Genomic DNA, 26998 nt, shown 5'->3' with positions numbered 1-26998 from the left:
CCATGGGAGTATATGTTTTAAAATTTTCGGCATGCTTGTTCGTGTTTTGGTTGGTCTATGTGCTTCTACTTGAAAAGCAAAAAATGCATCGATTTAAACGCTTTTATCTACTAGCTGCTTTTGCCGGTTCCTTAATCATTCCGCTGTTAAGTATTACCTATTATATAGAACCAGTAGTCCTAGACCTAGAAACAGCTCCTTCTTATATCCCAATTACATCTACACTTACACAGGCTTCTATTGAAGAGGCACCTGCAATAGACCTAGAAACTATCCTTTGGTATCTTTATGGGTTTGGTGTTTTACTCTTTAGCACACGTTTTGTCATTAATCTGGTTAAACTCTATACTACCATTGCAAAAAATAAAAAGGTCGCTCAAGGTTCCTTCATTTATGTCTTGTTGAAAGCGTATCGTATCCCGCATTCATTCTTTAGGTATATCTTTTTGAATCAATCGAAGTTTGAAAGCGCTATTATCCCAAGAGAGGTCTTATTGCATGAAGAGACACACGCCAAACAGCTACACAGTTTAGACATTATCATTTTAGAGCTTTTGCAAATCTTATTTTGGTTCCATCCCTTAGTTTACATTTTAAAGCACCATGTAAAACTCAATCATGAGTTTTTAGCTGACGAAGCTGTGTTAAACGAAGGTACGGACACCAAAAGCTACCAAACTATATTGTTACAATTTTCATCTTCCGATAGTTATCGGGACACTCGGAATTATCAACTCTCGAGTGCCATCAATTATTCATCATTCAAAAAACGATTTACAGTTATGAAAACACACACATCAAAAACTAGAATATGGTTGAGTACCATTTTACTTTTGCCAATTTTTGCTATGCTATTCTACGGTTTTGCCGAAAAAGAATATATAGAGAAAGATCTTACTGACATGGATTACCAACAGTCAGACGATGACATATCTAAAATAAAGTATTCTGACGGCGCTACGGAATCCATGATGCAAGAATATAAAGCGTGGATTAAGAACTTTGAAAAAACGCGTCATATCGACAATACATCTTATAGAAGAATTGTAGCGATTTACGATATTATGACGGACGCCCAGCGCAAATCCGTTACGCCATATCCCGTTTTGCCGAGTACGAATTTATCTAAAGTTGAACCAAAAAAACCAACACCAGCACAGTTAAAGTCTTGGAAAAACGAAAAAGAATTTGCGATATGGATCGATGGCAAGTACGTCCCTAATGCTGCTCTGGACAATTACAAACTGAGCGATTTTGTACATTATAATGGATCTAAAGTTTATAAAAATGCTAGAAGTCAAAAGTTTCCACAACCTTTTCAGTTTCATTTATACACGAAACAGGGTTTTAAAAAGCACTTTAAGGAATATGCTGTATCAGACTATAGGGAACTCACCGAAAAGTATGCAAAGGCTGTAGCACTTTATCTCAAAGGCTCACAGACCAACAATGCAGAACTTAAAATTTTAAAAGCTCAGGCAGATAAGCTTTACAATCAATTCACAAAAGACGAATTAGAAAGCTATAAGATTTTACCCGCCCCACCTGTTCCGGCAGAGCAGCGCACTACACCCCCAAAATCAAAATCTAAAGGCGGACCCAACTTTGAAGACACTCAAGAGTTCTATAACCCTTCATTTTTAGAATATATTATAGAAATGGAACAACTAGGTGCGTCCTTTTATCTCGATGGGGAAAAAATCACACCTGAAGCGGCAAAAGCCATTGCTAAAAACAACAAAGGGAAACGTACGGACATGACCACTCAGAAGGATAAAGACGGGCATTATCTCGTAAAACTATCCAAGCCTCAAAAGAATCATGTCTATGCCCGAAGCATTGAATTAAAAATTTTAGATAATGATTCTTATGTCATAGATGGCATTAAAGCGACTAAAAAGACTTTTATGAGTGCATTTAATCAAATACATCAGGATATTACGCCTGAAGTACGAAATAAAATCATGAATATCCATGTGAGTTCGGCAACGGAGATTTCTAACAAAGAAGTCTGGTTTATCTACAACTCACTTCAAGCTTATGGCTTTTATCGTATTGTAACACCTAATCAAATCATAAATAGAGCCAAGGGTAATACGCCCTTCGCCATTGTGAATCGTGTTTCTGCACAGGAGAAGGCCACAAAGGAACAGATTTCGACTTATAATAAGATCGCTAGACATTATAATGATATGATCGCCAGTGGCGGAAATATTCGTATCCAAATGAAAGATGTCGAAAAGCTTAAGTATATCTATGGCCTAATGTCAGAAACGCAACGAAAAAATGCTGAGCCATTTCCAGATTTTCCTGAGCCGCCACCAGCGCCATCAGTTCCTGAACCGCCAAAAGTCAAAGTCAAGGAGGTTAAGGCCATAAAACCTCCGCAACCACCTAAACCTGTAAAAATCAAAGCGATTTCTAGGGTAGATGAAGCCGAAGTACCAGCAAAGGCATTAAGCGCTGAAGAAAAGAAGCAACTAAAAAGACGTGCCAAGGTGTACAAGGAAAAGTATCCTGAGAAAGCTAAAAAACTAAAAATGAAAACTAAGGATGGCGAAGTTGTCGAAGTAGAAGAGATTGAGATTCCAAAGGCAGAGCTTGCTCAAGTACCGCCTCCTCCTCCGCCACCACCAACACCATCACCCTTAGATTTTGTGATAAAGATGGCCAAAACTAATGCTATATTCTATTACGATTCTAAACAGATTTCTTCCGATAAGGCTATTGCACTGCTTAAAAAGAATCCTGAATTGAACTTAAGAGCTACAAAAACGGATACTAAGCAGCCCGTGGTTTATATTTCAAAACTCCCCATAGTCATCGAAGTGAAAGACAAGAAAAGGAATTAAATCCCTTCGTTATATTTAAGTTAAAGCCTCATCTCCTTTGAGGCTTTTTTATTTATTTATGTAACAAAACTAAAGTTTTTGCGTTCTAATATACTATCAATCAAAACCTCTGCTTATGTTAAAGCAATTCTTCATTTTATGTTCTGGAGCTGATACCGATATTCTAAACGACTGTTCTATTGGTGAGCAAAACAAATACGCTGGTATAGGCGCCACAGTGTTTTTTACTGCTTTAATGGCTACCATTGCCTCTAGTTATGCCCTTTATACTGTTTTCGATAATTTATACACCTCTATTTTCTTTGGACTGATTTGGGGCTTGCTCATCTTTAATCTGGATCGCTATATAGTCTCTACCATCAAGAAACGCGATAATGTTTTAGATGAAATCCTTCAGGCCACTCCACGGATTTTTCTAGCCGTAATCATAGCCATTGTGATATCGAAACCCTTGGAACTCAAAATTTTTGAAAAGGAAATCAACCAGGTCCTTCTCGAACAGAAAAACGAATTAACCTTAGCTAATCAAAATCAAATTGCCGAGCAGTTTAACCCTAAAATTGCCGAATTAGAAAATCAAATAGTGGGCTTACAGTCTCAAATTGACACCAAGGAAGCCGAAGTGAATGCCCTTTATGACACCTATATTACGGAAGCCGAAGGTACTGCTGGCACCATGAAGTTAGGCAAGGGACCTGTTTATAAAGAAAAGCGTGAAAAACACGATGCTGCATTAGCAGAACTACAACAGCTGAAAACAGACAACAAAGCCAAGATTTCGGCAATAGAAAACGAAATCATTACGCTTCAAGGTGCTTATAAAGCCAATGTAGCCGAGTCCCAACCTGTTATTGATAATTTTGATGGTTTAATGGCACGCGTCAATGCCTTGGGTGAGTTACCCTGGCTACCCTCTTTCTTTATATTCTTGCTGTTTTTGGCCATTGAAACCTCTCCAATCATTGCTAAACTTTTATCCCCAAAGGGAGCGTACGATTTTAAGCTCCAGGATCAGGAAACGGTGGTAGAAAGTTGGACTATGCAGCAGGTCGCCGAACGTAGACTTCTTGTAAAAACCGATAATGACATTAACAATAAGGTCTATACCGAGATTGCCGATGAAGAAGAGGTGATGAACTACAAGCGAAAAAAGGCAAGAGAGTTGATGCAACATCAAGCGGATGCTTTTTTAAAGAAGCAAAAGGGAATACTTTAACGAATTGTCCTTATTTTTAAGATTGAATTTAAATTCAGTCTTATGAAACCTATATTCGGACTATTGCTTTTCGTCCTATTAACAAGTTGTATCAGTGTGCGTACAGATATAACCGATAACTCCGGTACCGAAATCACAGGAAATAATGCGGCGGAGGCAGGTATTAGACTTGTCATGCAGAAACAAGAAGCCGCATGGAACAATCACGACCTAGAAGGATTTATGGAAGGCTACTGGAAAAGCAACGATTTAAAGTTTTATGGCCCCAATGGCTTAACGCTTGGTTGGGACAATACACTGGCCAGATATGAGCGCAATTATCCGACAAAAGCTGAAAGTGGCACTTTGAGTTTTGTGATTAATGATATCTCAAGGATTGAAGGCGATAATTACTGGGTTATGGGTGAGTATCACTTAAAGCGCGAGATTGGGGATGCCAACGGCGTTTTTATTATCATTTTCAAAAAAATCAACGGAGCGTGGAAGATTGTAGCGGATATGTCTTGCTAACATCTTGAAAAATAAAAGTGCTTCCGAGAGTATTCAACTGTCAGGAAGAATACTAGTCGGAAACACTATTATATTATATTTATAATCTAATCTGAAACTAAGCCGCTACTACTGTGGCATGCTCCTGATTCTTAAAATGATCGTACAATTCTTTACATCCAAGACCAACTATAGATAGCTTTTTCGATTTATTAATGGATTCGTTGTGTAATCTTGCCAAAGCCATGACTCCGGCTCTATCGATACTTTCCACACTTTCAATATCTAAAAGAATATCATCCAATTCATCGAAAATGTTGGCGAAATGTGCGTTGAAGGTCTTAAGGCTTAATTTGTTAAGTGTCCCTTTAATCTGAAAACGATTGTTGTAGCTGGTAATTTGTAAATCCATAATACATAATGTGTTAAATCATTAATAATAAATCGAGGGCTATTAATCAGTAAATTTGGTGCTATTAATATTGCGAGGGATGTCTTCAATATCCGACATATTATTCTGGAGTTCCCAGAAATTCGATAAATGACCATTTTGACAAGTTGATTTGAAACGGATTGTTCTTTTTTTCGATAAACAACACATTTCAAAACAGACAGAATGTAAGAAAAGTTCTTAGGGTTGTATTGACATTTCAGATGGCTTTATTGTTTTGAACAAACAGTTTTAATCTATACCAAATCTTACAACTATTAAGATGCTATGTTTCTAGATTTTGAATTCTTGGAATCTATATACACTTCTAGAAACTTTGCGCCTTGAGAATTAAAAACTACCGATTCACAATTTGCGGGTACTAAAATAGTTTCTCCCTTAGCTACAAACTCACTGTGGTCATCAATCGTCACTCTAGCTGCTCCTTCAACACACATAAATATTTTAAATGAATCCATAGCTGAATAAGCTCTCTGATTTAGTCCATTTACATTAAAGATATTGGTAGTAAAAAAATCACAATCCACTAAGTTACTCGTAGCGTTATCTTTTAAGTTATATTGACACTTACCATTAGATTTAAAGGCTTTCGTAGCCCTCTGGGCCAAATCAGTATGTAACTCTCGTTTCTGACCTTTATCATCTACTCTATCCCAATCATAAACACGATATGTGATATCACTTGTTTGTTGAATCTCGGCCGCTAAAACCCCTGCACCAATTGCATGTATTTTTCCTGCAGGTATAAAATAACTGTCTCCTTGTTCTACCTTCTCCTTATTGAATACATTATCAACATTGGTTGCATTAATATGCTTCAAAACATCGGTATTGGTCAACGTATTTTTTAATCCCAACACAATTTCAGCATCCTTTTCGCTATCCATAATGTACCACATCTCTGTTTTACCAAATGAGTTGTGCTGTACTTTTGCCATCTTATCATCGGGATGAACCTGAACGGATAAGTTTGTTTTTGCATCTAAAAATTTAATGAGTAAAGGAAAGCTTTCACCAAAAGTTGAGATGATCTTATTCCCAAGAAATTCTCCTTTAAAACCTCTTATTAAGTCATTTAGCGATTTCCCTTTATAAAGACCATTAGACACCACAGAAATATTTCCTTCTACTCCAGATATTTCCCAGCTTTCACCTACGGTTTTAGATGTCGTTTTTTTATTTAAAACCTTGGACAGTTTTTCACCTCCCCAGATTTTCTCCTTTAATATGGGCCTGAATTTTATTGGATATGCTTTCATAATCTAATTTTAAAATATTGACTGCTGTATATTGTTCTTGTTTGAATCCTGAGATTTAAAATAATCAAGGACTGAAAAAATACTTTTAAATAAAGTCGATTTTATATGCTGTTTGCGTTTATTCTCGTTATTAAATGCAATGATTTTATCTCTTTCCACACACAAGGCGTTTAGCATTTCATTGATATTATAGTTGTGTTCCATTAAACTATGCGTATCTATAAAACCTATATGCTTTAAATCAAAATCGTTAAACATGAATCTGGCTCCTGCCCGTTTTGCTGACTCTCGACCCACCTTCTTTTTTATCTGCACTACAGCGACTTTGTCTTCGCAAGCCTCCTTGATCTCTAATAATTTGTCGAGCGTTTCGTCCTTACTTTCGTTATCGACAAAACACATTTTAATATAATTTGTCGACTTAATACTCTCAACAAAAGCTCTGGCATTTATGTCTGCTGCATTATTAGAAAATATGATAATTATGCCAATATTCATCTTTAAATTCATTACGCTTTTAAACTATTTCTAGTTCGTGATTAACCCCATAATTCGATACTTTTTTTTTGCTTCTATATACCCAAGCTATTTGAGCTAACTGCATCACAATTTTTATAGAATCTTTCATAGATAGCTTAGAACCATCTGCGTGTATCCATCGTTTAAGCGGTTGTTCACAAAGCATCGCTTTTGCTTTTTTAAGACCAAAATGAATCGTCATTCTCTTAAAAATCTCCACATCAAAAATCCACTGGGTGACAAACTTCTTTTTGAATGCAATGTCAATAACATCTTTATGGAAAATTTTAGCACCACATTGTGTATCCTTAAAATCCATAGAAAGGATTTTTCTTATGATAAAGTTTATGGTTAAGCTGATTATTTTTCTAGCGGATTCTTTGGTAATATTGGCCCCCATTCTTGCAATACGAGATCCACTGACGATTTTAAAATCAGAACTTTCTATGGTTTTTACCAAGTCATCAAAATCAGCTAAATCCGTAGATAAATCTGCATCTAAAAAGCCTATATAATCCAAATCTTCTTTTTGTGCCATATGTAACATCCCAAGCCTTACAGCTTCTGCTTTACCACCATTCTTCTCACAATCGTAAACCGTAATAAAGTCTTCTCTCCCTTTCTGTAAATTTTGCAAAACCTCTAACGTATTGTCTTTACTGCCATCATTTACGAAACATAAATGATAGCCCGAATTTTCATTTACAAAGCTTAGAAATTCGTCACTTAACAAACGTTCTTCTTCATTGTAGCATGGAATAACCACTCCAACACACCGTTGCTGAATTATGACATTATTTTCTACCTTCACTGCTGTACTTAATACTGGTGCACCTATCAATCGTTTTACTCTGGCACAAATTTCATTAAGACTCAAAGGTTTTTTCATATAATCATTTACGCCCAATTCAAAAGCCTTAGTGATATTATCATCAAGCGTGTTACCAGACAAAATCATTATTGGTGTATCTGATGACTCTGTAATCCTAATATGAGTGATAACATCGAAACCTGATATATTTGGCATATTAATATCGACTATGACTAGATCTGGATTAAAAGCATTAAACGCCTCTAAACCTTTTTGTGCATTTGTTTCAATCTTTACATCGTATCCCAAATCTGTTAAACGCTTCTGTAACGGAAGTAATACTAATTGTTGGTCATCTATGGCTAAAACTTTCATAATAATTGGGTTTTGTGATTATTTACAATTCAAAAGTACTTGAGAAGACCTCCCAAAATTTTTAATTTAGATAAGCGCGGCAGTAAGTGTCGACGAATGGTAGATTACTGTAGTTGATTAAAATCAGTATCCGTATTTAAATTATATATCTTTACAGTATTGAATACATTCTCAATGATTTAAATGAAAAATGCCTCAAACAAATATTTAATTACTGCACTTTTAATTGGTATTGCTTTTCATGGGACTTCTATATTCTTCACTTTAGAAACGACCTATGATGCACTAATTCATTTATTTTTTGCTGACCACTATGCCAATAGTTGGTTTGAGCCTTGGAACTATAAATGGTATACGGGATTTACGGTTATGAGTTATCCACCATTAGTACATCAATCTATAGCAGCCCTTTCTTTTATAGGAGGACTTAAGTTTGGTTTATTTAGTGTCGCGCTTATCGGGATTATTCTGTTCATTACTGGTGTCTACCGATTTGCGTTATTGCTGTCCTCAAACAGAACCGTTGCAGGATATGCGGCAATTTTGGCAGTGTTTTCATCTTCATTTGTTGAGACCCTACATATTTTTGGACAACTTCCGAGTATCATAGGTATATCCGTACTCATGCATGCGCTACCGGAAATCTATCTCTGGTTAAAAACTGGGAAATGGCGTTATCTGGCTACATCCCTTTCTTTAATAGCGGTTACGGTAACCTCCCATCATGTCACTCCAATTTTTGGAATGGTATTCTTTATTTTTCCATTAATAGGAATGGTGACTATGGATCATGCCAGTGAGCAAGTAAAATCCATTAAAGCAGTTACCATTAAGCTTTTTATCGGCAGCTTTTTAAAGCTATTTAAACGCATTGTTGGATTTGGATTGTTCTCACTTATAATCATTATAGTTTGCATACTACCGTACTGGATAAATTCTAAAAACAATCCTATTACACAGGTACCTATACCTCACGGTTCAAGGGACAACTTCTTAGAAGTCACCTCATCCGGACTTGTTTTCTTTTTAATTCCTTGGGGCGTTTTATTGATTCTACTACCCTATATATTTTATAGATTTTATAGCAAGCGCTATCTATTCTTTGGCTTATCCATAACTATATTATTTATACTTGGAACTGGCGGCACTACACCGATTCCAAGATTAGCATTAGGTGAAACAGCTTTTAATATATTAACCTTAGATCGTTTTACCCTTTGGGCTTCAATCATGGCTTTGCCCTTATTTGGTGAATTCACCTACCGATTTGTAGAAGGCGATTTAAAGACATTAATACAGTCTCGATTTGGTGCTGTTTACCATCGGATCGCTGGTGGCATTTTGGCTAGTCTGTTTCTTTTTATGACCATCTTTACGATGAGCCTTGGCTATTTTAAACCTTCGCAGCCACAGAAAATAAAAATGTTGCCCATTGTCAACTTCCTCAACCAAGACCAACACGATCAATGGCGCTATATGACTTTAGGTTTTGGCGATCAGATGGCATGGCTATCCGCACAAACCAATGCCATGTCCGTAGATGGTAATTACCATTCGGCAAGGCGATTGCCCGAGTTGACAACTAGACCTATTGAGCGCTTAGAAAATTCGAAATTTAAAGGCGTTGAAGGTATTGGTTCCTTACAGCAATTCTTAACGACTCCAGAGAAGTACAATCTGAAATATATTTTTTCTAATGACAAGTTTTATGATCCTATATTGTATTTCTGTGGTTGGCAGCGACTAAGGCAACTTGAAAACAACATCATGGTGTGGGAGAAGCTAAATGTTCCCCCATTATCATCCATACTACCAAAAGATGATGTTGGCACCTGGCAAAAATTATTATGGGGAACTATACCTTTTCTCACGGTATTAATAGCATTTATTCTGAACATACAAGCCTTTTTAATTCGTAGTTTAAAAACAAAAATTAAACCACTACCTGTTTACTTTAATTTTCAGAACAACTATTCTGAGTTTTCAAAAGGTCTTTTAAAATTTACACATATATGGTCCATCATTTTAGCCCTTATTGTCGGTTTTGGGATTTATCAATTCTATATCAAAAATGAATCGCATCATTCGCCAGAAAATGCCATTTTAGCCTATTATGACGCCTTGGATTTTAAAGAATTTGAAAAGGCACACAGCCTAATCAATCCCGAAAGTGAAATGACTATTGCACAATACATGTTAGAAGTTTCTGTGACGGATGGTTTATTAAGCTCGTATGCAAAACTAGATGCTATCACTACAGAAATTATAAGTCAATTGGACAACCTCGCTAGTGTAAAAGTCAACACCTATTGGATTACACCTTTAGAAAAAATACACAAGACTTACTACAGGTCGCTCACTAAGGTCAATGGAAAATGGTATTTAGAACCCGAAGATATTACAGCCGATTTACCACCAGACCAACTTTATACAAGTAATAAAACGAATTACTTTAATCAGGGACGTCGAAGAATCACAACCGAACAAACCTATCACGAAGACGTTTTAAAGCAACCCGTTTTAGAAATTCTAACGGCTAAACTCGTTAAGTTTAATAAGAGCTATGCTATTGTTGGCGAAATTCAAAATATAGATAATGTTCCTGCCGATGTGGTTTTAAAAGGCACTTTATATAACGATGCTAATAAAGCACTGGCCACCTATAACGCAAAATACCATGTAAAGCACAAGTTGATGCCCAAGGAAGTGAGTGCATTCAGAATTAATTTTGAAGGTATCGCTTGGTCCAAGACTAAGGATTCCATCCCCAAAACCTTTAACCCTGATGAATTTACACCGGTTGAGTTCCAAGAGCAACCTACAAAATTTAATCTCCAAGTTGCTGGTAATGTTTCAGGTTCAGATTTATACAAAACTACAACACTCTCTATTGCCGAAATAGACCGTAACCATATCTCTGGTTCCCTATTTAATAGCGGTACCGAAGAGGTGACGATTCCACAACTACTGGTGTCCTATTATAACGAAAACAAAGACTTGGTATGGGTAGATCATATGTTTGTAAAAGATGGCATTCGCCAACAACGAAAACAATCGTTTCAATACCCCATCCTAAAAAACAATACACTAAAAATTATTAGTAATGATATGCGCAATTGTTATGTTAACGGCTTACCTAATGCATCGATTTCCAATAAAATTGTATCCAACAGGATCGTTAATCATTCTCATCAGGAATTGCAGATCATAAATCATTCCAACTATAAATTCGTAAAACTAGATGTCAATACTTATATTGGCAATCCCAACTAATGTCATTTAAACCTCTTTATATAGCGTTAATTACTGTAGTAATCCTTATCACTGGTTTCAAAAGCAAACAAGATGATTCGAATCATAACTATACCTTGATTAATGAATCGAGCGTTTATACCGCAGGAGATGCCATTACCTTAGTGTTTACTTTTACAGGTAGTTCTGATGTATTTTTATATTGTTCAAATAGCTATGGGTCGCTGATTTTAAAACCTGAAATTGACAATTCACTAAAATTTGAGATCCCAAATATCTTGTCCGACAAGTCAGGTATATTGAATTGGGAATTACACTCGGATTCCAAACGAAACTCTGGACACATCAGCATATTACCAAAAAACGATATACATGCCATAGAAACCTATATTGGGCCGCCGAGTATTGAGGCTGGTGATACTGATTACACCATGTTGGTTACCATCCCTACAGATGACCTAGATAATCCACTCATCGACAGTACCAAAGTCACTGTAAAACATCAGTTTTTAGAAACCCAGAAACGTGACAATATATACACAAAATATGGTATTGGCTATAAAAACTTGTATGCCTATGAAAAAAGCGGTCGTATGCTCATCAATTCTGAGTGTTTAGGCCTTAATTCAAAAGAGTTTGATGTCAATATCGTACCTGCCATACCAACCGACTTTACGATCTCGGCGAATCGTATTCACAATTATGCCGATGGGAACCAGATGACCACCTTTAAGACCTCCATTATAAAAGACCGTTTTAACAATGTAGTGAGCGATGGTACCTTCGTCACGTTTTTCATCACTAATACATCGGGTTATAAAGAGGAAACTTCTGGTACAACTATAGACGGCATAGCCACAGCAAAACTAGTACATCCAGACCATGAAGACCAATGGACAGTTAAAGCCTATATTGAAGGGATGGCCAATAGCGAGGTCATTACTTTAAATTATGAACAGGCCATTACTGATTTTGAGGTCTCTTTTTCTGAAGACCATAGGACAATAACGGTTGGCCCGCTACAGAGTTTTATGAATCAATATATTCCTAATGGACTCCATGTGACACTAAAGATTTACAAAGATGCCACTATTGAACATCAGATGATTGAACAAAGTATTGATGGCTTCGCCAAGTTCAAATTAAACAAAGATCGTTACCCAAAAGGTCGCTATAAGCTAGATATTGAAGCTGCAGGTATCACAAAATCATTCGCAGATATCCGTTATGAATAGTTACAACAAAGCCATATTGCGAGGTGTTATTCTATTAAGCTATGTACTTATCACCGCTTTAGTGATTTATGGTATTGCCGCTATTTTTACTTACCTCAACACTGGCGCTGATCGCAGTACAATACTCCATACGGAAGTGCACCAAGCTGATCAATATTTGCCTGAGCTTACTTGGACTCCTTTAGCCAATGAAGGACGTCCTATGGATAAGGAAAACCTCAAAGCTATAGAAGATGATTATCTAGATGCCTGGTATGTAAGGCATGTTGCTTATATGACCAACTCTATGGAAGGTGTAGATGATTTTTATACTGAAAGTGCTCGGGAGAACATTCAACGCATTGTTTCGATGAATTCGGAGAACAACACCTTTATAGAAGCTACCACATTAGCACATCATCCAAACCTAGAATTTTTTAGTGAAGACGGACAGCTTGCCGTGCTAACAGATAATGGGGTTATCGAATATAAAAGAATCTTCAATAGTGAAAAGCTGGTTGCTGAAGTCTATGAAAAATCCACCTATAGGGTCACCTTACTCTTAGAAGATGGGTTTTGGCGCATACGACATATGGTGCGTATAGAAAGTTTGCCTTATTCCACAGAACAAGAGATCAATCCGCTAACAGTCTCCGATATAAAGGGCATCAATTATTACCCGCAAGCTACCCCTTGGGACATGTATGGAGATCATTTTAACGAGGCTATCATCAGCACCGATTTTGAAATCATAAAAAATACGGGGTTGAATAGTATCCGGATTTTTGTGCCTTATGAGGACTTTGGAAAATCGAGTGTTTCAAAAGCGAAACTAGAAAAACTAAACAAGGTTTTAGATATGGCTGAAGCACAACACCTCAAAGTTTTGATCACACTTTTTGACTTCTATGGGGATTATTCTGTACGCGATTGGACCTTAACGCAACGCCATGCCAAATCTGTTGTCAATGCCTTAAAAGCCCATAAGGCCTTATTAGGTTGGGATATAAAAAACGAACCTAATCTAGATTTTGAAAATCGCGGTGAAGATTTAGTCTTAGCTTGGTTAGATCAGATGGTCCGCTTTGTAAGGTCTCAAGATCCTAATCACCCTATAACTATAGGTTGGTCTCATCCAGAACCTGCAGAATTACTTAAAGACCAGTTAGACTTTGTGTCTTTTCATTACTATGACCAAGAAGATCAATTCTTAGATAAGTATAACACATTAAAAGCTAAGGTTAAAGACAAGTCTGTTGTGATAACCGAATATGGAAGGTCGTCTTATAGTGGTTTTTGGAACCCTTTTGGAAATTCAGAGGATGATCAGGCAGACTACCATCAAGCCATGCAAAAGGCGTTTTCAGGCCATGATATCCAGTTTATGTCGTGGACGCTTTACGATTTCTCTGAAATACCAAAGGAAGTCGTGGGACGACTTCCTTGGCGCCAAAATGCGCAAAAGCATTTTGGATTTATAGACGAAAGTGGGGGTAAGAAACCTTCTCTCAAGTATATCTCAACTAAAGAATAGCTTCATGCGTCTTTTTATTAATTAAGGGTTTAACAACGCGCTTTCGGTCCATAATTTGTTTAAACGTTTCTATATACATTTCAGCGATTTGAGACATGGGATGTGCCGTAGCTGCTTTATAATTTGCTTTTGCAATAGTTAAGCGATGTGCTTCATTAGTCACTAAGGCTTCTATAGCTAATGCCAAGCTTTCAACACTAGTGGGTTCAAAAAACTCCCCTTTGTAACCTTCATCTTGTACCAATAAGGCCAAATCTCCTAAATCTGGCATCACAACGGCTTTGCCATAACTTCCTGCTTGATGCAACACACCTGAACTTCCGGTGGTAGACGTATAAGGAAAGACAACCACAGCACTTTCGTTAAAGATGACTGGTACGTCTTCTTCTTCAACATAACCCGTGAATCGAACTTGAGGTATATGCTTATACTGTGCTTTAACACCTTCTAAATAACCTGGTACATTAGGATTGTCTGTTCCAGCGATTACAACTTCTAAATCTAATCCTGTTGATTGGCGGACCATCTCAACTGCTTCGATCATACCCTCTACTTTTTTATACGTTCCAAATTTTCCGAAGGTCATGATCTGCAATGGCCCTTTTGGTAAACTGTAATCTGGTTCCTGAGGTATTTCAAATGTGCCGTGCGGGATCAACTTTACATTTTTAGCACCGTATTTAGCTCCTAAAATATCGACATACTTCTGCATGGTTACCGCTACGGTATCTGCTTGCAAAATCAACTTAGTTAATGTCGCACCGATAAATCCATAAATCTTTTGCATCAATTTATTAGAAGTAAAACCAGCACTTCCTAAATCGACCTCTTCTAAAATATTGTGTAATAACACCACATTAGGAATCTTCTTTAATCGACATACCAATGGTAACATTAAACCTAAAGCTGCAGCGACTTTCTTATCTCCAAACTTCATAAACTGAAGGTTGAATAATACGGAGTCTGGCTTCGTTTGGTTAATCGCTCTTGTTACTGACATTATGTTCTTATAGCTATTAAAGCTCCAGCATTCTTTTACGGTGATCTTACAGCCTGCCTCTGTAAATTCCAAATCTTTTTCTCCTTCGGTTTTATCCGTTAGCAAGATCAATTCAGTGACCTCTTGTTGTTGTCTAAACTGTTTTACTAAATGGTAGGCATATTCATTTAAAGTGACTTTACTTGGTGGATATGCTGTTACGATTGCTAATTTCATGATACTATTTTTTTATTATTTACTCTACAAATTTGGGGTTTAAATGCTATAAAATCCGGTGGCTTTAGATGGATTGCTTTTTAGTGTCGGTGAATGGTAATAATGTATAGATTTTAGATTCTCCCACTTCGCTTTGCAGTGTGTTTGAATGACAATTTTACTCTAATGTAAATACTTTGTCATTCAGAAGGAAGTATGCGTTGCACTGAGCGCGTCGAAGTGACCGATGAATCTCTCTTAATATGAATTCTTTATTTTGAGATTCTTCGCTTTGCTCAGAATGACAAGGCGCTTTGAAACTTATTGCCAAATAAAAAGAAACTCAATTGAATCCCTAATAATAAGGCCATAGCTACAATTTGCATGTGCACCACTTGCGCTAAACTATCGTGAAAAAACACGACTAAAGCAACCTGTAACATTCCAAAAACACCTGAGATGATCACCGGTACATACTGATCTAAAGACAAATAGTAATACGCAAATATATTTGAGATGGCAAACATAGACGTTGCTATAGCATATTTCCATAACAAAGGCGCCATGCTTATGTAGGCCTCACCAAATAATAGTTTTATAATTAATTCCGGACAGGCTAAACACACCAATACGATAACCGAAGCAATTGCTGCGATATAACCGACATATTTAAACAATACAGATGCGGTGGCCTTACCTTCTTTTTGTAACTCCACCACGGCTGGTAAAAGCAGCATTACAAACATCCATGCTATAAAGTATACAATACGTCCTATCAAAGCCAAAGAGGCATATAAACCAGCTTCGTAAGATTCAAAATAATGCTTGACCAATAAAATGTCGCTGTTATTTATGATAATCTGTGTCAGCTCGTAAAAAGCTGTGAGCAAAAAGAAATGCTTTATTTGCCTGCTATAGGTCTTCTCTAAAGGCCATACCGTTTTAAAGTTAAGTTGCTTCACTTTAAATGGAAACAATCCAAAGCCAAAGGATAATAAAATCCCCATAGCAATCACCCAAGACGACTTAATATCGAATAGTAGGATAATACCAAGTGTGATGAGCAAACGGCTCAACATTTCTCCTTGATAAGTGATGGATAAGGACTTATAGGCCTTTTTACCTTGATAGCTACCACGATTAACGCTCATTAAAAAGTATAATGGTACACCACAGCCAAATATCACAAACATATCGGAAGATGAAGTATGAAACACCGCCTGTAATTGTGAAGCAAAGCCAATGATCAGCACGCCTAAAAAGATACCGACAACTAAAGCTTGCTTGTACACTTTAGCGATAAAACTTTTAAAGGTAGCTTCTTCAAAAAGCACTGAGAACTTTGCCGTAACCAACTGAAAAGTCATGGCAATAAACGACAACACCAATAAAAAGGTAATGAGCACTGCGGCATCAGCAAACTGCGCTGGACCCAATACACGTCCTAATATAAGATTGTACAGGTAGTTACCACCATTGACGATCAACACACTCAACATAAAGAATTGTTCTGGCGTTAATTTTCTCGATTTTAAAAGGGCTAAGGTTTGCATGGTATTTCTGTTTTAAAGCAATTGGTTATGCGGCTAGTCTAAATTCATCATAGATCTCTTTGCAGCCATCTCCAACAATAAAGAATGCTGTATGTGTTTGTTTTGCGTACTCATATAATTCGCGTAAGGCTAACAAACCGTTCACATCGATATAAGTGATTTGTTGGATATCAATCGTTGCTTCACCACATGTTCTTAATAAAGTTTCGCAGTGGGATTTAAGATTTTTTACTGTAGTAGTATTGATGGTTCCTTCTACTAATAATATTCCGTTGTATTCTGTAATTGTAAGTGCCATAATTTTATTGTTTTTTAATTGTTATTCGTTCAATTCTGACGTAAATATCTGGCGTAATTCCATGTATGAGCGTTCTATTTCGACGGATGGCAGTTTACTGTAGATGAATGAAGCACTACCTGTCCGTAACTTGCAAGTAGTTAAAATGTAACAATCATGAAGACCCTAAAATCAATAATTTGTATGAGCTTTTTAGTCGTTGTATGCAATGCAACAGCGCAAAACATGCAAGAAGGATTTAGCTATTTAGAATCTGGACAGTACGCCAAAGCGGAACAATTCTTTACAATCATATTAAAGGACTATCCTAATAACAAAACAGCAAGACTGTGCTACGGTCGCGCTATTGGATTGAATGGTAAAGCCGAGGCTGCTCAAAAATTGTTTACTGAACTTTTAAAGGATTACCCTAATGATTTTGAAGTAAAGTTGAATTATGGCGAGTCCTTATTATGGAACGCTAACTTCAGGGAAGCCAAAACCTATTATGCGGCTTTAGTGAGTGAAGACCCAAACAGTTTTGCTGCATTATTAGGTTATGCGAATACACTCTCTAATCTTAAGGCATATGAAGAAGCCTTAACTTATGTGAACAAAGCCTTGGAGGTTTCACCAGGTAATCCAAATGCTATGACCTCTAAAAAGTATATCTACTTAGGGTATGCTTACCAAAACCAACAAGCACAGCAATACGAAAGCGCTGAAGCCCTTTTAACCAAGAATCTCGAATTGTTTGGGGATGATAAAGACACTTTATTGAACTTAGCCAATCTCTATTTGATCTGGGAACAATTGGATAAGGCTGAAGCCATATACAAAAGATTAGCAGAACAAGCAGAACATAAAACTTTAGCTTTAAACGGATTGGCATTGGTTGCGCATTTAAACGGAAAAGAAAAGCAAGCCTTAGCTTTAAGCACTGAAGCTTATAACCGTTTAACGGAAACCACTGAAGCCACAGTCGCGCAGCAAACCACTGAACGTTATATACAAGCTCTGATCTGGACTAAAAAGTACAAAGCAGCAACACGCTTAATCGAGCAACTGATTACCGATTACCCCAACCAAAATTGGGTCTTGGCCTTAAGAGCGACTTTAAATATTTACAAGAGTAACTTTAAGCAGAGCTTGGCGGATTACAACCAAATCTTAGCCAATGATAGTACCTCTTTTGATGGCAACTTGGGCAAAGCCAATGTCTTAAAAGCTTTGGGAAGATATGACGAGGCCTATACCTCAGCCGAGAATACCTTAAGGTTTTACAATAATCAAAAGGATGCGGTCAACTTTATTGAGCAATTGGATGTAAAGTTTTCGCCTCAGCTCGACAGTAAAGTAGCTCACACCTTTGATAATGGCGATAACAAAGCCTATATGTTTAGTACTGCTATAAGCTATCCCTTATCGACAAAACTGAGCCTTTTAGGCAATTATAGCTACAGAAACACCAACAATACGGTGACCGATAATACGGCTAACTCCAACAGCTTATCCTTAGGATTAGCTTACCAAATCGTCCCAAATATCACTTTTAGAGGTACAGCTGGACTAACGACTGCAAGCGCTGAAACAACGGATTACACCCAACTATTAACGGATCTATCGATGAATATTAAAGCCTTTAAATTGCAAACCTTGGATGTCGGTTACAAGCGTCAAGTGGAGAGCTTTAATGCGGACCTATTGGATAGAGAGTTGGTACAGAATAATTATTACGCCAACTATAATTTAAGCACCAACTTTAACTTGGGTTGGTATACGCAACTGATGCATACCACACAAAGTGATAACAACACTAGAAACCTGTTATTTACCTCGCTCTATTATAACATCTTGCCAAAACCAGGCTTAAAAGTTGGGGTGAATTACCAATACATCACCTTTAAGGACCAGCTGCCAACCATTTACTTTAGCCCAGAGCGTTTTAATGCTTACGAAGTCTTTATCAATTTGATTAAAGATGAAGCAGTTGCCAAACCAAAGGAATGGTTTTATAACCTTACGGGAGCCTTTGGCTACCAGTTTATTGAAGACGACCCGAAACAAACAGCTTACCGTATACAAGGGGCTTTTGGTTATAAATTCTCTGAGCGTAGTTTATTGAACATCTATGGTACACATAGTAATATTGCGTCTGCTACAGCGGCTGGGTTTACCTTTACGGAGATTGGATTACGATTTAAATGGGTGTTTTTGGAAAGAAGCAGTTTTTAAAAATTGAAATAATTATTTCTCCAATGAATCGATCCATATCTTAATGATAAAAAAGTTCATAAAGAAAACATTATCTAAAGTATCACAAAAGCAAAAGGTTAAGGTTATCTGTCATTAAGAAGGAAGTATGCGTTGCAATAAGCCAGTCGAAGTGACTGATGAATCTGTATAAAATGAAGGTCTTAATACCAAAGAGATTGTTCCACTTCCCCATGTTTGTGTCTGAATGACATAGGAGATTCTTTGCTTTCAACTTCACTAGCTTCCTTCGCTATAGTAGCTTTGGCTACGGCAGCCGAGAAGTTACGTTGAACAAGCCGCTCAAAATGACAATTTAACTCCGGTCATTCAGATGGAAGCATGTGTTGTATTGAGCCAGTAGAAGTGACCGATGAATCCCATTTCAAATAAAAAAGCTCTGAGATTCTTCGCTGCGCTCTGAATGACAATATAGATCAAGATAACAATTTAAGCCCAATGAAAATGTAGTGTCATTCAGAGGGAAGTATGCGTTGCACTGAGCGCGTCGAAGTGACCGATGAATCTCATATCAAATCGTATCATTCAAGAAAGTCCAACCGGGATTGAATTCGTTAATTATCGATTCTTTTTTGACTCTGCTTTTACCTTTAATCTGTTTTTCCCTTTTGATGGCATCATCAATTTCAAAAAAGTGTTCGTAATAAATCAAATAAAAACATTTGTACTTAGCAGTAAATGACTTGGAAAACGGAAGTGGATTTGAATGAAAATGTAGTCGCTCTATAAGGTTGTTTGTGACACCAGTATACAATACGGACTTAGTTCTGTTGGTGAGGATGTAGACATAATAATTATGTGAGCCTTTAGTTTTCATTATTTTAATATAATGAAATTCTAGATTCTTCGCTTTCAACTTCACTAGCTTCCTTCGCTTTAGTAGCTTTGGCTACGGCAGCCGAGAAGTTACGTTGAACAAGCCGCTCTGAATGACAGCATAGCACCTATTAAAGCAACCCATTAAATAAAAATAGATGTCATTCAGAGGGAAGGATGACCGATGAATCTTATTTAAACTAAAAAAACCTTAGATTCTTCGCTGCGCTCTGAATGACAATGCAGATCAAGATAACAATTTAAGCCCAATGAAAATGTAGTGTCATTCAGAGGGAAGAATGCATTGCACTGAGCCAGTCGAAGTGACCGATGAATCTATATAAATTGAGGGTTCCAAATAATGGAGAGATGTTTCGCTTTTTAACTTCACTAGCTTCCTTCGCTATAGTAGCTTTGGCTACGACAGCCGAGAAGTTACGTTGAACAAGCCGCTCTGAATGACATAAAAACAAAAGGCAAAAGCGTGCGCTTTTGCCTTTATCAAATTGCTATTAAAAAGGTTAATTAATAATCAGTTTTAAGGCATCAAACTCATGCTGAGCACTACCAATTTTACAGAAGTATAAACCTGTGCTTAAATGACCTTTATTAAAGGTCATACTGTTCTTACCTGCTACGGCATCATAGCTTTTATGGTATACTTGTTTCCCTAACTGGTCGTAGACCACAAACTGAACCGTTTCATTTTGTGCCATCCTAAAGGTCAAGGTGGTTTGAGATCTCATAGGATTGGGGTAAGCGCCCAAGGTAGGGTCTTCAACTCCAAAGGTATGAATACCTAAACTCTGGTTTGTACTAAAAGCCACTTCCGAAACTCCCAAGTTAAACGGTATGGAATTCGCATAATCGCCAATTACCGAAAACACGATTGTTTTAACATCCGCAATTGTTCCACTTTGTCCATTAGCATTTACAAATTCATCAAAGGAAATGCTATAAAAAGTAGTTTCAATATTCGCTGGTATGGTATAGCGTAGACGGTTATTCCAATCCTCTAAATGTTCTGGCATAAGCACTACTTCAATAGGCGTATCGCTGGTCATATAGAACTGAATCGCTTCAAAATTGGTGACGTCTAAGGTTTGGTCGCCTGGCAGTACATGTCTGAATAGATTTACATTCCCGGTAACCATCCCTGAAACTGTAGGCTGACGTTCAACCTCGTAAAGTTCATCATCGTAACTTATTGGTTCGATAGCGACATTAAAACTATGGATCTCGGCGTAGTGTGCGTTATAATCTACGCCCCAAGGACCATCGGCTAAATACAAAGCATCTTGCTGTCCAAAACCTGCTACTTGAAGCGAAAAACCAACATCAAACAAACTGCCTGTTGCTATAGTAATGCTTTCGTTCCAATCTCCAGACAGTGCTATTGTCTGTGAGTCGCTATAATAGGCTGTGGTTTCTGTTGGAGCGATATTAGCATTAAAATTTAAGGCTGTTGCATTGATTTTGTTTATGATATTAAGTTGAAGTTCACCTTGACTGTAGGTCCCTGATTTTACAAAAACCATGGGTATAACATCGTTAACTGTAGTACTTACCAGAGGTTTTTCTTCAGTAAGTGTATCAATAATATGATTCCCAATAGAAAAGACCTGTGATAATGAGCTGCCCCAAATCTGAAAATTGTAGTAATCCCCTTCAGGATATTGCTCTATATTCCAAAAACTGAATAATTCATTCTGCCCATCTCCTAATTTTACAGAAAAACTTAGGGTATATTCCATTTCACCTGTGGCTCTTAAAATTTTTGCACTAATGATTTGGTGTCCTCGAACCTTTACAGTTCTTACATCTTCTAAGCTAGAGCTGTTAAGTCTATCGCAAATCACCTTAGAGTGATCGTAAACTGCGCTTTGTGTTGCAGTTGCCAAAACCGCAGAAACTCTAGTACTCTCGTTGTACATATCGAGTGAAAACACTTCCGTAGCATTGGTAATACCAATTAAATCTTCTGGACTGGAGATATAGGCCGTTTCGTTACCATACATACCTGTTTCTGGTAAATAAGATTCTAGCCCTTGCACATTTGAAGTTTTGGACGATAAGCCCTGAAGTCTTAAAAACTTGGATTGTTTATTTTTTTGATTGCGTACACTATTTGTTTTTGTACGGTTAAAGTTTCTCTTGGCTATTAAGCTTGCCAGGTCACCATTACTCTCCAATCCACCATCATTCCCTGAGGTAACATCGGTTGCGCTACTAACATCAGCATAATTTACTGTTCTTAAAGCCGTATAAGGATTGGCCGTGACATAGAAAATGGCATCGTTAAAATCGTTATCACAAGACGCATAGTCTCTTCTTATATCTTCAAAACCTAAAATAATGCGTTCGTTATCTGGGTCATTTAAAAGGACATTATGATACCGTAAGGATTCTTCTGATTCTGGATTATAATCTGGATTAGAATATAACTGCCAATGACCATAACCTACGCTACTTGTAGATGAACTCCAAGCATTTGCCAGTAACACCCAACCTATTCCTGTGCCTGCAGAAAATGTACCAAGCTTTACCTTGTCTCCAGCCTGTAAGCCACCTCCACTATATAAAGCAGATGCATTGGGGAAAATAATAGTAATATCTTCTGGTTGCGGGGCCGTAGTTGGCGGATTATTAATATCATAAGTATAGAAACCCAATACATTTCTATATCCTGCGCCTTCACTCACAAAGGTGACCCAAACATCTGCCATGCTATCAAGTTGCACATCTGTATCGTATCCAGAGGAAATATAATGTGGATTGTAGTCTGGTACTGGATAACTCTCTGGAAGCGAGTTATCAATCATTTGTAATGTTTCTCCAGAAACGGTATCACCGGGGTTTTCTAAGTACAACGGTGTTCCGTTTGATGTAAAGTCGCCCAGAAATTGATAATTCTGAGCTGAAATTGCTATTGTTACTATCGAACAAAAAAGTAGTAATTTAATTTTCATGATTTCTTGTTTTTATACTGTAAAACTAGGCCTTACAAAGCGCTTCTTTTTTTATTTTCGATTGACATTAGACTAATGTAGATAGGCAGCTTTTTAGCTTCGATGAATGGTTTTATGTGCTTTTTTGATTGGCTTATATAAAAACAAAAGGTAAAAACTTCTAGATGCTTCCATCTCGCTCTACTCGGTGTCTGAATAACAAAAAAAAGGCAAAAGCGTTCGCTTTTGCCTTTACCAAGTTAGTCAATAATTAGGGTTAATTAATAATCAGTTTTAAGGGGTTAAACTCTTGCTGAGTACTACCAATTTTACAGAAGTATAAGCCTGTGCTTAAATGACCTCTATTAAAGGTAATACTGTTTTTACCTGCTACAGCGTCATAGGTTGTGTTATACACTTGCTTGCCTAACTGGTCATAGACTACAAACTGAACCGTTTCATTTTGTGCCATACTAAAAGTTATGGTAGCTTGTGAACTCATCGGATTAGGATAAGCACCTAAGGTATTGGTTGCCGTATCGAACTCATCGATGGATAAGGCACTGTCTTGTGACAATCTTAAGTTGTCTAAATTCATCATTTTAGAACTCATCGTACCATCTTCAGAGGCCATCGTAAAGACGATAGTCACGACATCATCCAATACAGGATCTATGTCATTAGCACTCATAAAATCGGCCAGCGGCAATACAAACTCTTGCGGTGTATTGTTCAATGCAATCGTCATTTTATACTGATCCTCCCAGTTCGTAATGCTTTGCTTTACAAAAGCAATCTCTAAGTTACCCGTACCCGATGCACTGAGCTTCAAGCTATTGTAACCGGTGAGGTCTACCGCTTTAAAACGTGGTGTCAACGCTCTGTATGCTGCCACATAGGTATTGGTTGTTGCTCTTAATGCGACATTGCGCTCTATAGGGTAATCCGTAGCCTCAAAATCAAAGTCGTTCTCGGTCACATTATAGAGTCCAACGGTTGTACCCTCTTGAGAGTCATCAATACCCCAAGGCCCATCAGACATAAACAGATCATCTGGTGTGGCAATGCCATCACCAATCCTAAATCCTATATCAAACAAACGTCCTGTCTCCACGGTGAGATTGGTGATGTAGTTGCCGTTCAAGTCTATGGTAGAATTGAGTGTATTAAATGTTGTTGTTTCCGTAGTTCTATATCCTGCGTCTAATGTTATAGACTCAGTGCCATTGGTATTGACGATCTGTAAATCCAAACCTCCATTAACATATTGTCCTTTTCTTACAAATACCGTTGGTGCTGTTGAGTTGTTGTACTCGGTAATGGGCTTTTCTATATCCAATAAATTCAACACCTCTTCACCTAATAGATATAAATCATCTACTGTATTGGCCCATATCTGAAAATTATAGAAGGTCGTATTATCTTCATACTGATCTAGATTCCAGTGGCTTTCTATCGCAAAGTTCTCGTCATTATTGACCACTTTAGCCGATAAGCTCAATACAAATTCGTAAGTACCATCCACATTTTTAATGATTGACTTGATAAAGGCCTGCTCATTAATCGTTATGGTATTTACCGAAATTAACTCTGCCCCCAATAAACGATCACAGATATACTTGGTATGTTCATAGACACCGTCTTCGGTTTTCAATGCTAAAATAGTTGCTATTGGTGTACCCAAGTTCATATAATCTACGGCATAGATTTCAGTAGCATTGGTAATATTGACCAAGTCCGCTGGGGTAGATTCAATAGCTTCTGTTTCTCCAATAACCTCCAAAGGTATAAAGTCTTGCAAACTAAAATTGTTATTGTTCTTAGGCTGTGCATAGCTTAACTTGCGCTTTACTTTTGGTGCCATCGATCTATCGAAGGTATAACCGGTTTTGGCTCTGTTGAAGTTGCGTTGGTTAATTTGCTCAGATAAGCGATTATTACTTTCCAACCCTCCATCATTACCTCCAGAAGTCGGCGGCTCAATCACGTCGCAAGATCCATAACCAGAACATGAAGGGTCTTCACAATCGATTAAACCATCACCATCATCATCGATTCCATTATCACAAATTTCTTGAGGTACTGGAGCCGTTGGGCAACGTGCACCATCATTACTAGAACTAGACGGTCCGAATGCAAATAAGTTAGAATCCATATCTGCAGACGTGTTCACTGTTTGTACATTTTGAATCACGTAAATGGTTCCTGTCTGATTAGCGGAAATATAAAAACGTCCATCAGCATCAAAATACACAGCACCATAGGTATAATTGTTACCATCTAAGATTGGTACAATACCCAGGGATGTTACCTGACCATTATCAGGATTAATTCTATATAATTTGTTGGAGTTCTTTTCTACGGTATATAACTGCCCATCTACAGCATTGAAAGCCCAATCATGAATATTTATATTTAGAGACAAAGTCTCCGTTGCGTTGTGTTGTACATAATTTGGTGACTCGGGGTCTAAATCAATCTTAAAGTACGTTGTACCACTTCCTTTTAAGTAGTACATGCCTTCCGCACTAATCCCACCAATATAACGATTGTAATTTGGAAGTTCCGGTACATAGTGAATTGACGTTGTAAAATTCTTACCTATTCTCACAATGTCTTTAGAACCTTTTAGTGAGCCCCAAATAAATCCATCTGCAGGATTATAGGCGGCGGCATTGATAGACGCTTCGGTGACGTTTTCATATACCAAATAGGAGTTACCAGAGGCTAAATCTACAGCATAAACATCATTAAACTGAAACAAGTAAGCGTTATAATCGCAATTAAAAGGAATATCCTCTTGTGCGATACTATTAAAACTGATCACTAATACTACGATTAGAAATAGTTGCTTTTTTAAAGTGTAAAGTTGGGTTTTCATATGGTTTCATTTTAAATTCTGAAACAAATCTACCATGTCGTTGCAGCTTTTTTAGGGATTTTCGATTGACCTGAGATGACTAACGTTAAGACACCGTTTAGTGTCGACGAATGGTTTTTTGATGTTCTAAAGCCGGTTAAAAAAAGGCAGTAGAAAACTCTACTGCCTTGCTGCGCTATGAATTCAATCTTTAAACCTACTCATGAATCTGATTCAAAGATAGATAGACTATTTCTGTAAAGACCTTGAAATTCGTTGATTAAACACATTGAAGCGTTAGATAACGGTATTAAACCGATGAATTGTATATAGATAGATAAAAATGCTTGATTAGTCTTCCCTCAGAATGACAGTGGGTTTTTTATAACAAATTGAGGCGCTTCATTAACTCGGGGCGGTTGGATCGGCTCACAGGAATTACATCCTTTTTAATCAGAACACTATTGTCTTCTATATCGATAATCTTCTGCACATTGATAATATAAGAACGATGAATTTTTAAAAATAGACTGTCTGGTAATTTCTCTTCTATTTTTTTTAGTGTTGAGTGTACGGTGTAGTTTTTATCTTCGGTCTTTATCAAAATATAATCCCCTTTGGCTTCAACCAAGTAAATGCTTGGAATATCAATCTTGATTAATCGTCTATCAATATTGACATACAAATCGTTACCCGAAGTCGTCTCAACAGATTCTGAAGCATCTGAACTAGGAGATGCGCTAACAGGTGAAGATTCTGCTTTTAGAATAGCCTTTTGAAAGCGCTCTGGTGTGATTGGCTTTACCAAATAGTCTACGATACAGTCATATTCAAAGGCTTGAATAGCAAAATTGGCATCTGATGTCGTTAATACAATTTTTGGTGGATTCTTGATGGTCTCAATAAAATCGAAGCCCGTAAAATCAGGCATATGAATATCCAAAAAGATAAGATCGACGGGATTCTGGTTTAGGTACTTAATGGCCTGAATTGCATTGGGAAACTCCTCTAAAACAGTTAAGCTTGGTACATTGCTACATAATTGTTCAATAATAGCTCTTGCTGTGGCTTCGTCATCAATAATAATGCAATTCATAAAATAG

General features: G+C 37.2%; 18 protein-coding genes. 7 read left to right on the top strand and 11 right to left on the bottom strand.

The window, feature by feature from the left end:
• Positions 1-83: 83 nt before the first annotated feature.
• The 3 genes from ACO052_RS06120 (at position 84) to ACO052_RS06110 (ending at position 4578) form a co-directional block, all read left to right on the top strand.
• Positions 84-2852 (top strand): M56 family metallopeptidase, encoded by a 2769-nt coding sequence (locus tag ACO052_RS06120; protein WP_422107119.1) that lies wholly within the window; start codon positions 84-86, stop codon positions 2850-2852.
• A 115-nt stretch (positions 2853-2967) separates the two neighbouring features.
• Positions 2968-4068 (top strand): DUF4407 domain-containing protein, encoded by a 1101-nt coding sequence (locus tag ACO052_RS06115; protein WP_422107118.1) that lies wholly within the window; start codon positions 2968-2970, stop codon positions 4066-4068.
• Positions 4069-4110: 42 nt separating this feature from the next.
• The gene (locus ACO052_RS06110) at positions 4111-4578 is read left to right on the top strand and encodes a YybH family protein (protein WP_422107117.1); all 468 of its coding nucleotides are present in this window, start codon (positions 4111-4113) and stop codon (positions 4576-4578) included.
• 97 nt (positions 4579-4675) lie between these two features.
• On the opposite strand, the gene ACO052_RS06105 is transcribed toward ACO052_RS06110, so the two are convergent.
• The 4 genes from ACO052_RS06105 to ACO052_RS06090 form a co-directional block, all read right to left on the bottom strand.
• Positions 4676-4969, bottom strand: coding sequence for an STAS domain-containing protein (locus ACO052_RS06105; RefSeq protein ID WP_422107116.1), 294 nt, complete (start codon positions 4967-4969; stop codon positions 4676-4678).
• A gap of 296 nt (positions 4970-5265) precedes the next feature.
• Positions 5266-6267: a type I phosphomannose isomerase catalytic subunit gene (locus ACO052_RS06100; protein WP_422107115.1), complete on the bottom strand. Its 1002-nt coding sequence runs from the start codon at positions 6265-6267 to the stop codon at positions 5266-5268.
• 9 nt (positions 6268-6276) lie between these two features.
• Positions 6277-6777, bottom strand: coding sequence for a glycosyltransferase (locus ACO052_RS06095; RefSeq protein ID WP_422107114.1), 501 nt, complete (start codon positions 6775-6777; stop codon positions 6277-6279).
• A 7-nt stretch (positions 6778-6784) separates the two neighbouring features.
• Positions 6785-7972 (bottom strand): response regulator, encoded by a 1188-nt coding sequence (locus ACO052_RS06090; protein ID WP_422107113.1) that lies wholly within the window; start codon positions 7970-7972, stop codon positions 6785-6787.
• A 183-nt stretch (positions 7973-8155) separates the two neighbouring features.
• Here ACO052_RS06090 and ACO052_RS06085 point away from each other — a divergent pair, with 183 nt between their 5' ends.
• Genes ACO052_RS06085 through ACO052_RS06075 form a run of 3 tightly spaced genes read left to right on the top strand, consistent with a single transcriptional unit; the run spans position 8156 to position 13972 of the window.
• Positions 8156-11245 (top strand): hypothetical protein, encoded by a 3090-nt coding sequence (locus tag ACO052_RS06085; protein WP_422107112.1) that lies wholly within the window; start codon positions 8156-8158, stop codon positions 11243-11245.
• Positions 11245-12459, top strand: coding sequence for a hypothetical protein (locus ACO052_RS06080; RefSeq protein WP_422107111.1), 1215 nt, complete (start codon positions 11245-11247; stop codon positions 12457-12459). Before ACO052_RS06085 ends, ACO052_RS06080 begins: the two co-directional genes overlap by 1 nt.
• Positions 12452-13972 carry a cellulase family glycosylhydrolase gene (locus ACO052_RS06075; RefSeq protein ID WP_422107110.1) on the top strand — a complete coding sequence of 507 codons (1521 nt, stop codon included), beginning with the start codon at positions 12452-12454 and terminating at the stop codon, positions 13970-13972. Before ACO052_RS06080 ends, ACO052_RS06075 begins: the two co-directional genes overlap by 8 nt.
• On the opposite strand, the gene ACO052_RS06070 is transcribed toward ACO052_RS06075, so the two are convergent.
• The 3 genes from ACO052_RS06070 to ACO052_RS06060 all read right to left on the bottom strand — a co-directional run bounded on the left by ACO052_RS06070 (position 13962) and on the right by ACO052_RS06060 (position 17018).
• Positions 13962-15188, bottom strand: a complete 1227-nt coding sequence (locus ACO052_RS06070) for a glycosyltransferase (RefSeq protein WP_422107109.1) — start codon at positions 15186-15188, stop codon at positions 13962-13964. The genes ACO052_RS06075 and ACO052_RS06070 overlap by 11 nt on opposite strands.
• Positions 15189-15463: 275 nt before the next feature.
• Positions 15464-16720, bottom strand: a complete 1257-nt coding sequence (locus tag ACO052_RS06065; RefSeq protein ID WP_422107108.1) for an oligosaccharide flippase family protein — start codon at positions 16718-16720, stop codon at positions 15464-15466.
• A 25-nt stretch (positions 16721-16745) separates the two neighbouring features.
• A complete protein-coding gene (locus ACO052_RS06060) occupies positions 16746-17018 on the bottom strand; it encodes an STAS domain-containing protein (RefSeq protein WP_422107107.1) in 273 nt (90 codons plus the stop codon).
• A gap of 156 nt (positions 17019-17174) precedes the next feature.
• Here ACO052_RS06060 and ACO052_RS06055 point away from each other — a divergent pair, with 156 nt between their 5' ends.
• Positions 17175-19232 carry a tetratricopeptide repeat protein gene (locus ACO052_RS06055; RefSeq protein WP_422107106.1) on the top strand — a complete coding sequence of 686 codons (2058 nt, stop codon included), beginning with the start codon at positions 17175-17177 and terminating at the stop codon, positions 19230-19232.
• A gap of 550 nt (positions 19233-19782) precedes the next feature.
• Here the strand turns inward: ACO052_RS06055 and ACO052_RS06050 are convergent.
• The 4 genes from ACO052_RS06050 to ACO052_RS06035 form a co-directional block, all read right to left on the bottom strand.
• On the bottom strand, positions 19783-20088 hold the full coding sequence (locus ACO052_RS06050; RefSeq protein WP_422107105.1) for a GIY-YIG nuclease family protein: 306 nt from the start codon (positions 20086-20088) through the stop codon (positions 19783-19785).
• Positions 20089-20608: 520 nt separating this feature from the next.
• On the bottom strand, positions 20609-23056 hold the full coding sequence (locus ACO052_RS06045) for a DUF4114 domain-containing protein (protein ID WP_422107104.1): 2448 nt from the start codon (positions 23054-23056) through the stop codon (positions 20609-20611).
• A 256-nt stretch (positions 23057-23312) separates the two neighbouring features.
• Positions 23313-25916: a DUF6923 family protein gene (locus ACO052_RS06040; protein WP_422107103.1), complete on the bottom strand. Its 2604-nt coding sequence runs from the start codon at positions 25914-25916 to the stop codon at positions 23313-23315.
• A 361-nt stretch (positions 25917-26277) separates the two neighbouring features.
• A complete protein-coding gene (locus ACO052_RS06035; RefSeq protein WP_422107102.1) occupies positions 26278-26991 on the bottom strand; it encodes a LytR/AlgR family response regulator transcription factor in 714 nt (237 codons plus the stop codon).
• Positions 26992-26998: the final 7 nt, after the last annotated feature.

This window comes from Winogradskyella sp. (genome assembly GCF_965228925.1).
In the GTDB taxonomy this organism is placed as follows: Bacteria; Bacteroidota; Bacteroidia; order Flavobacteriales; family Flavobacteriaceae; genus Winogradskyella.
Note: the sequence above shows the minus strand (reverse complement) of the source record. Positions and strands in the feature narration are given on the sequence as shown.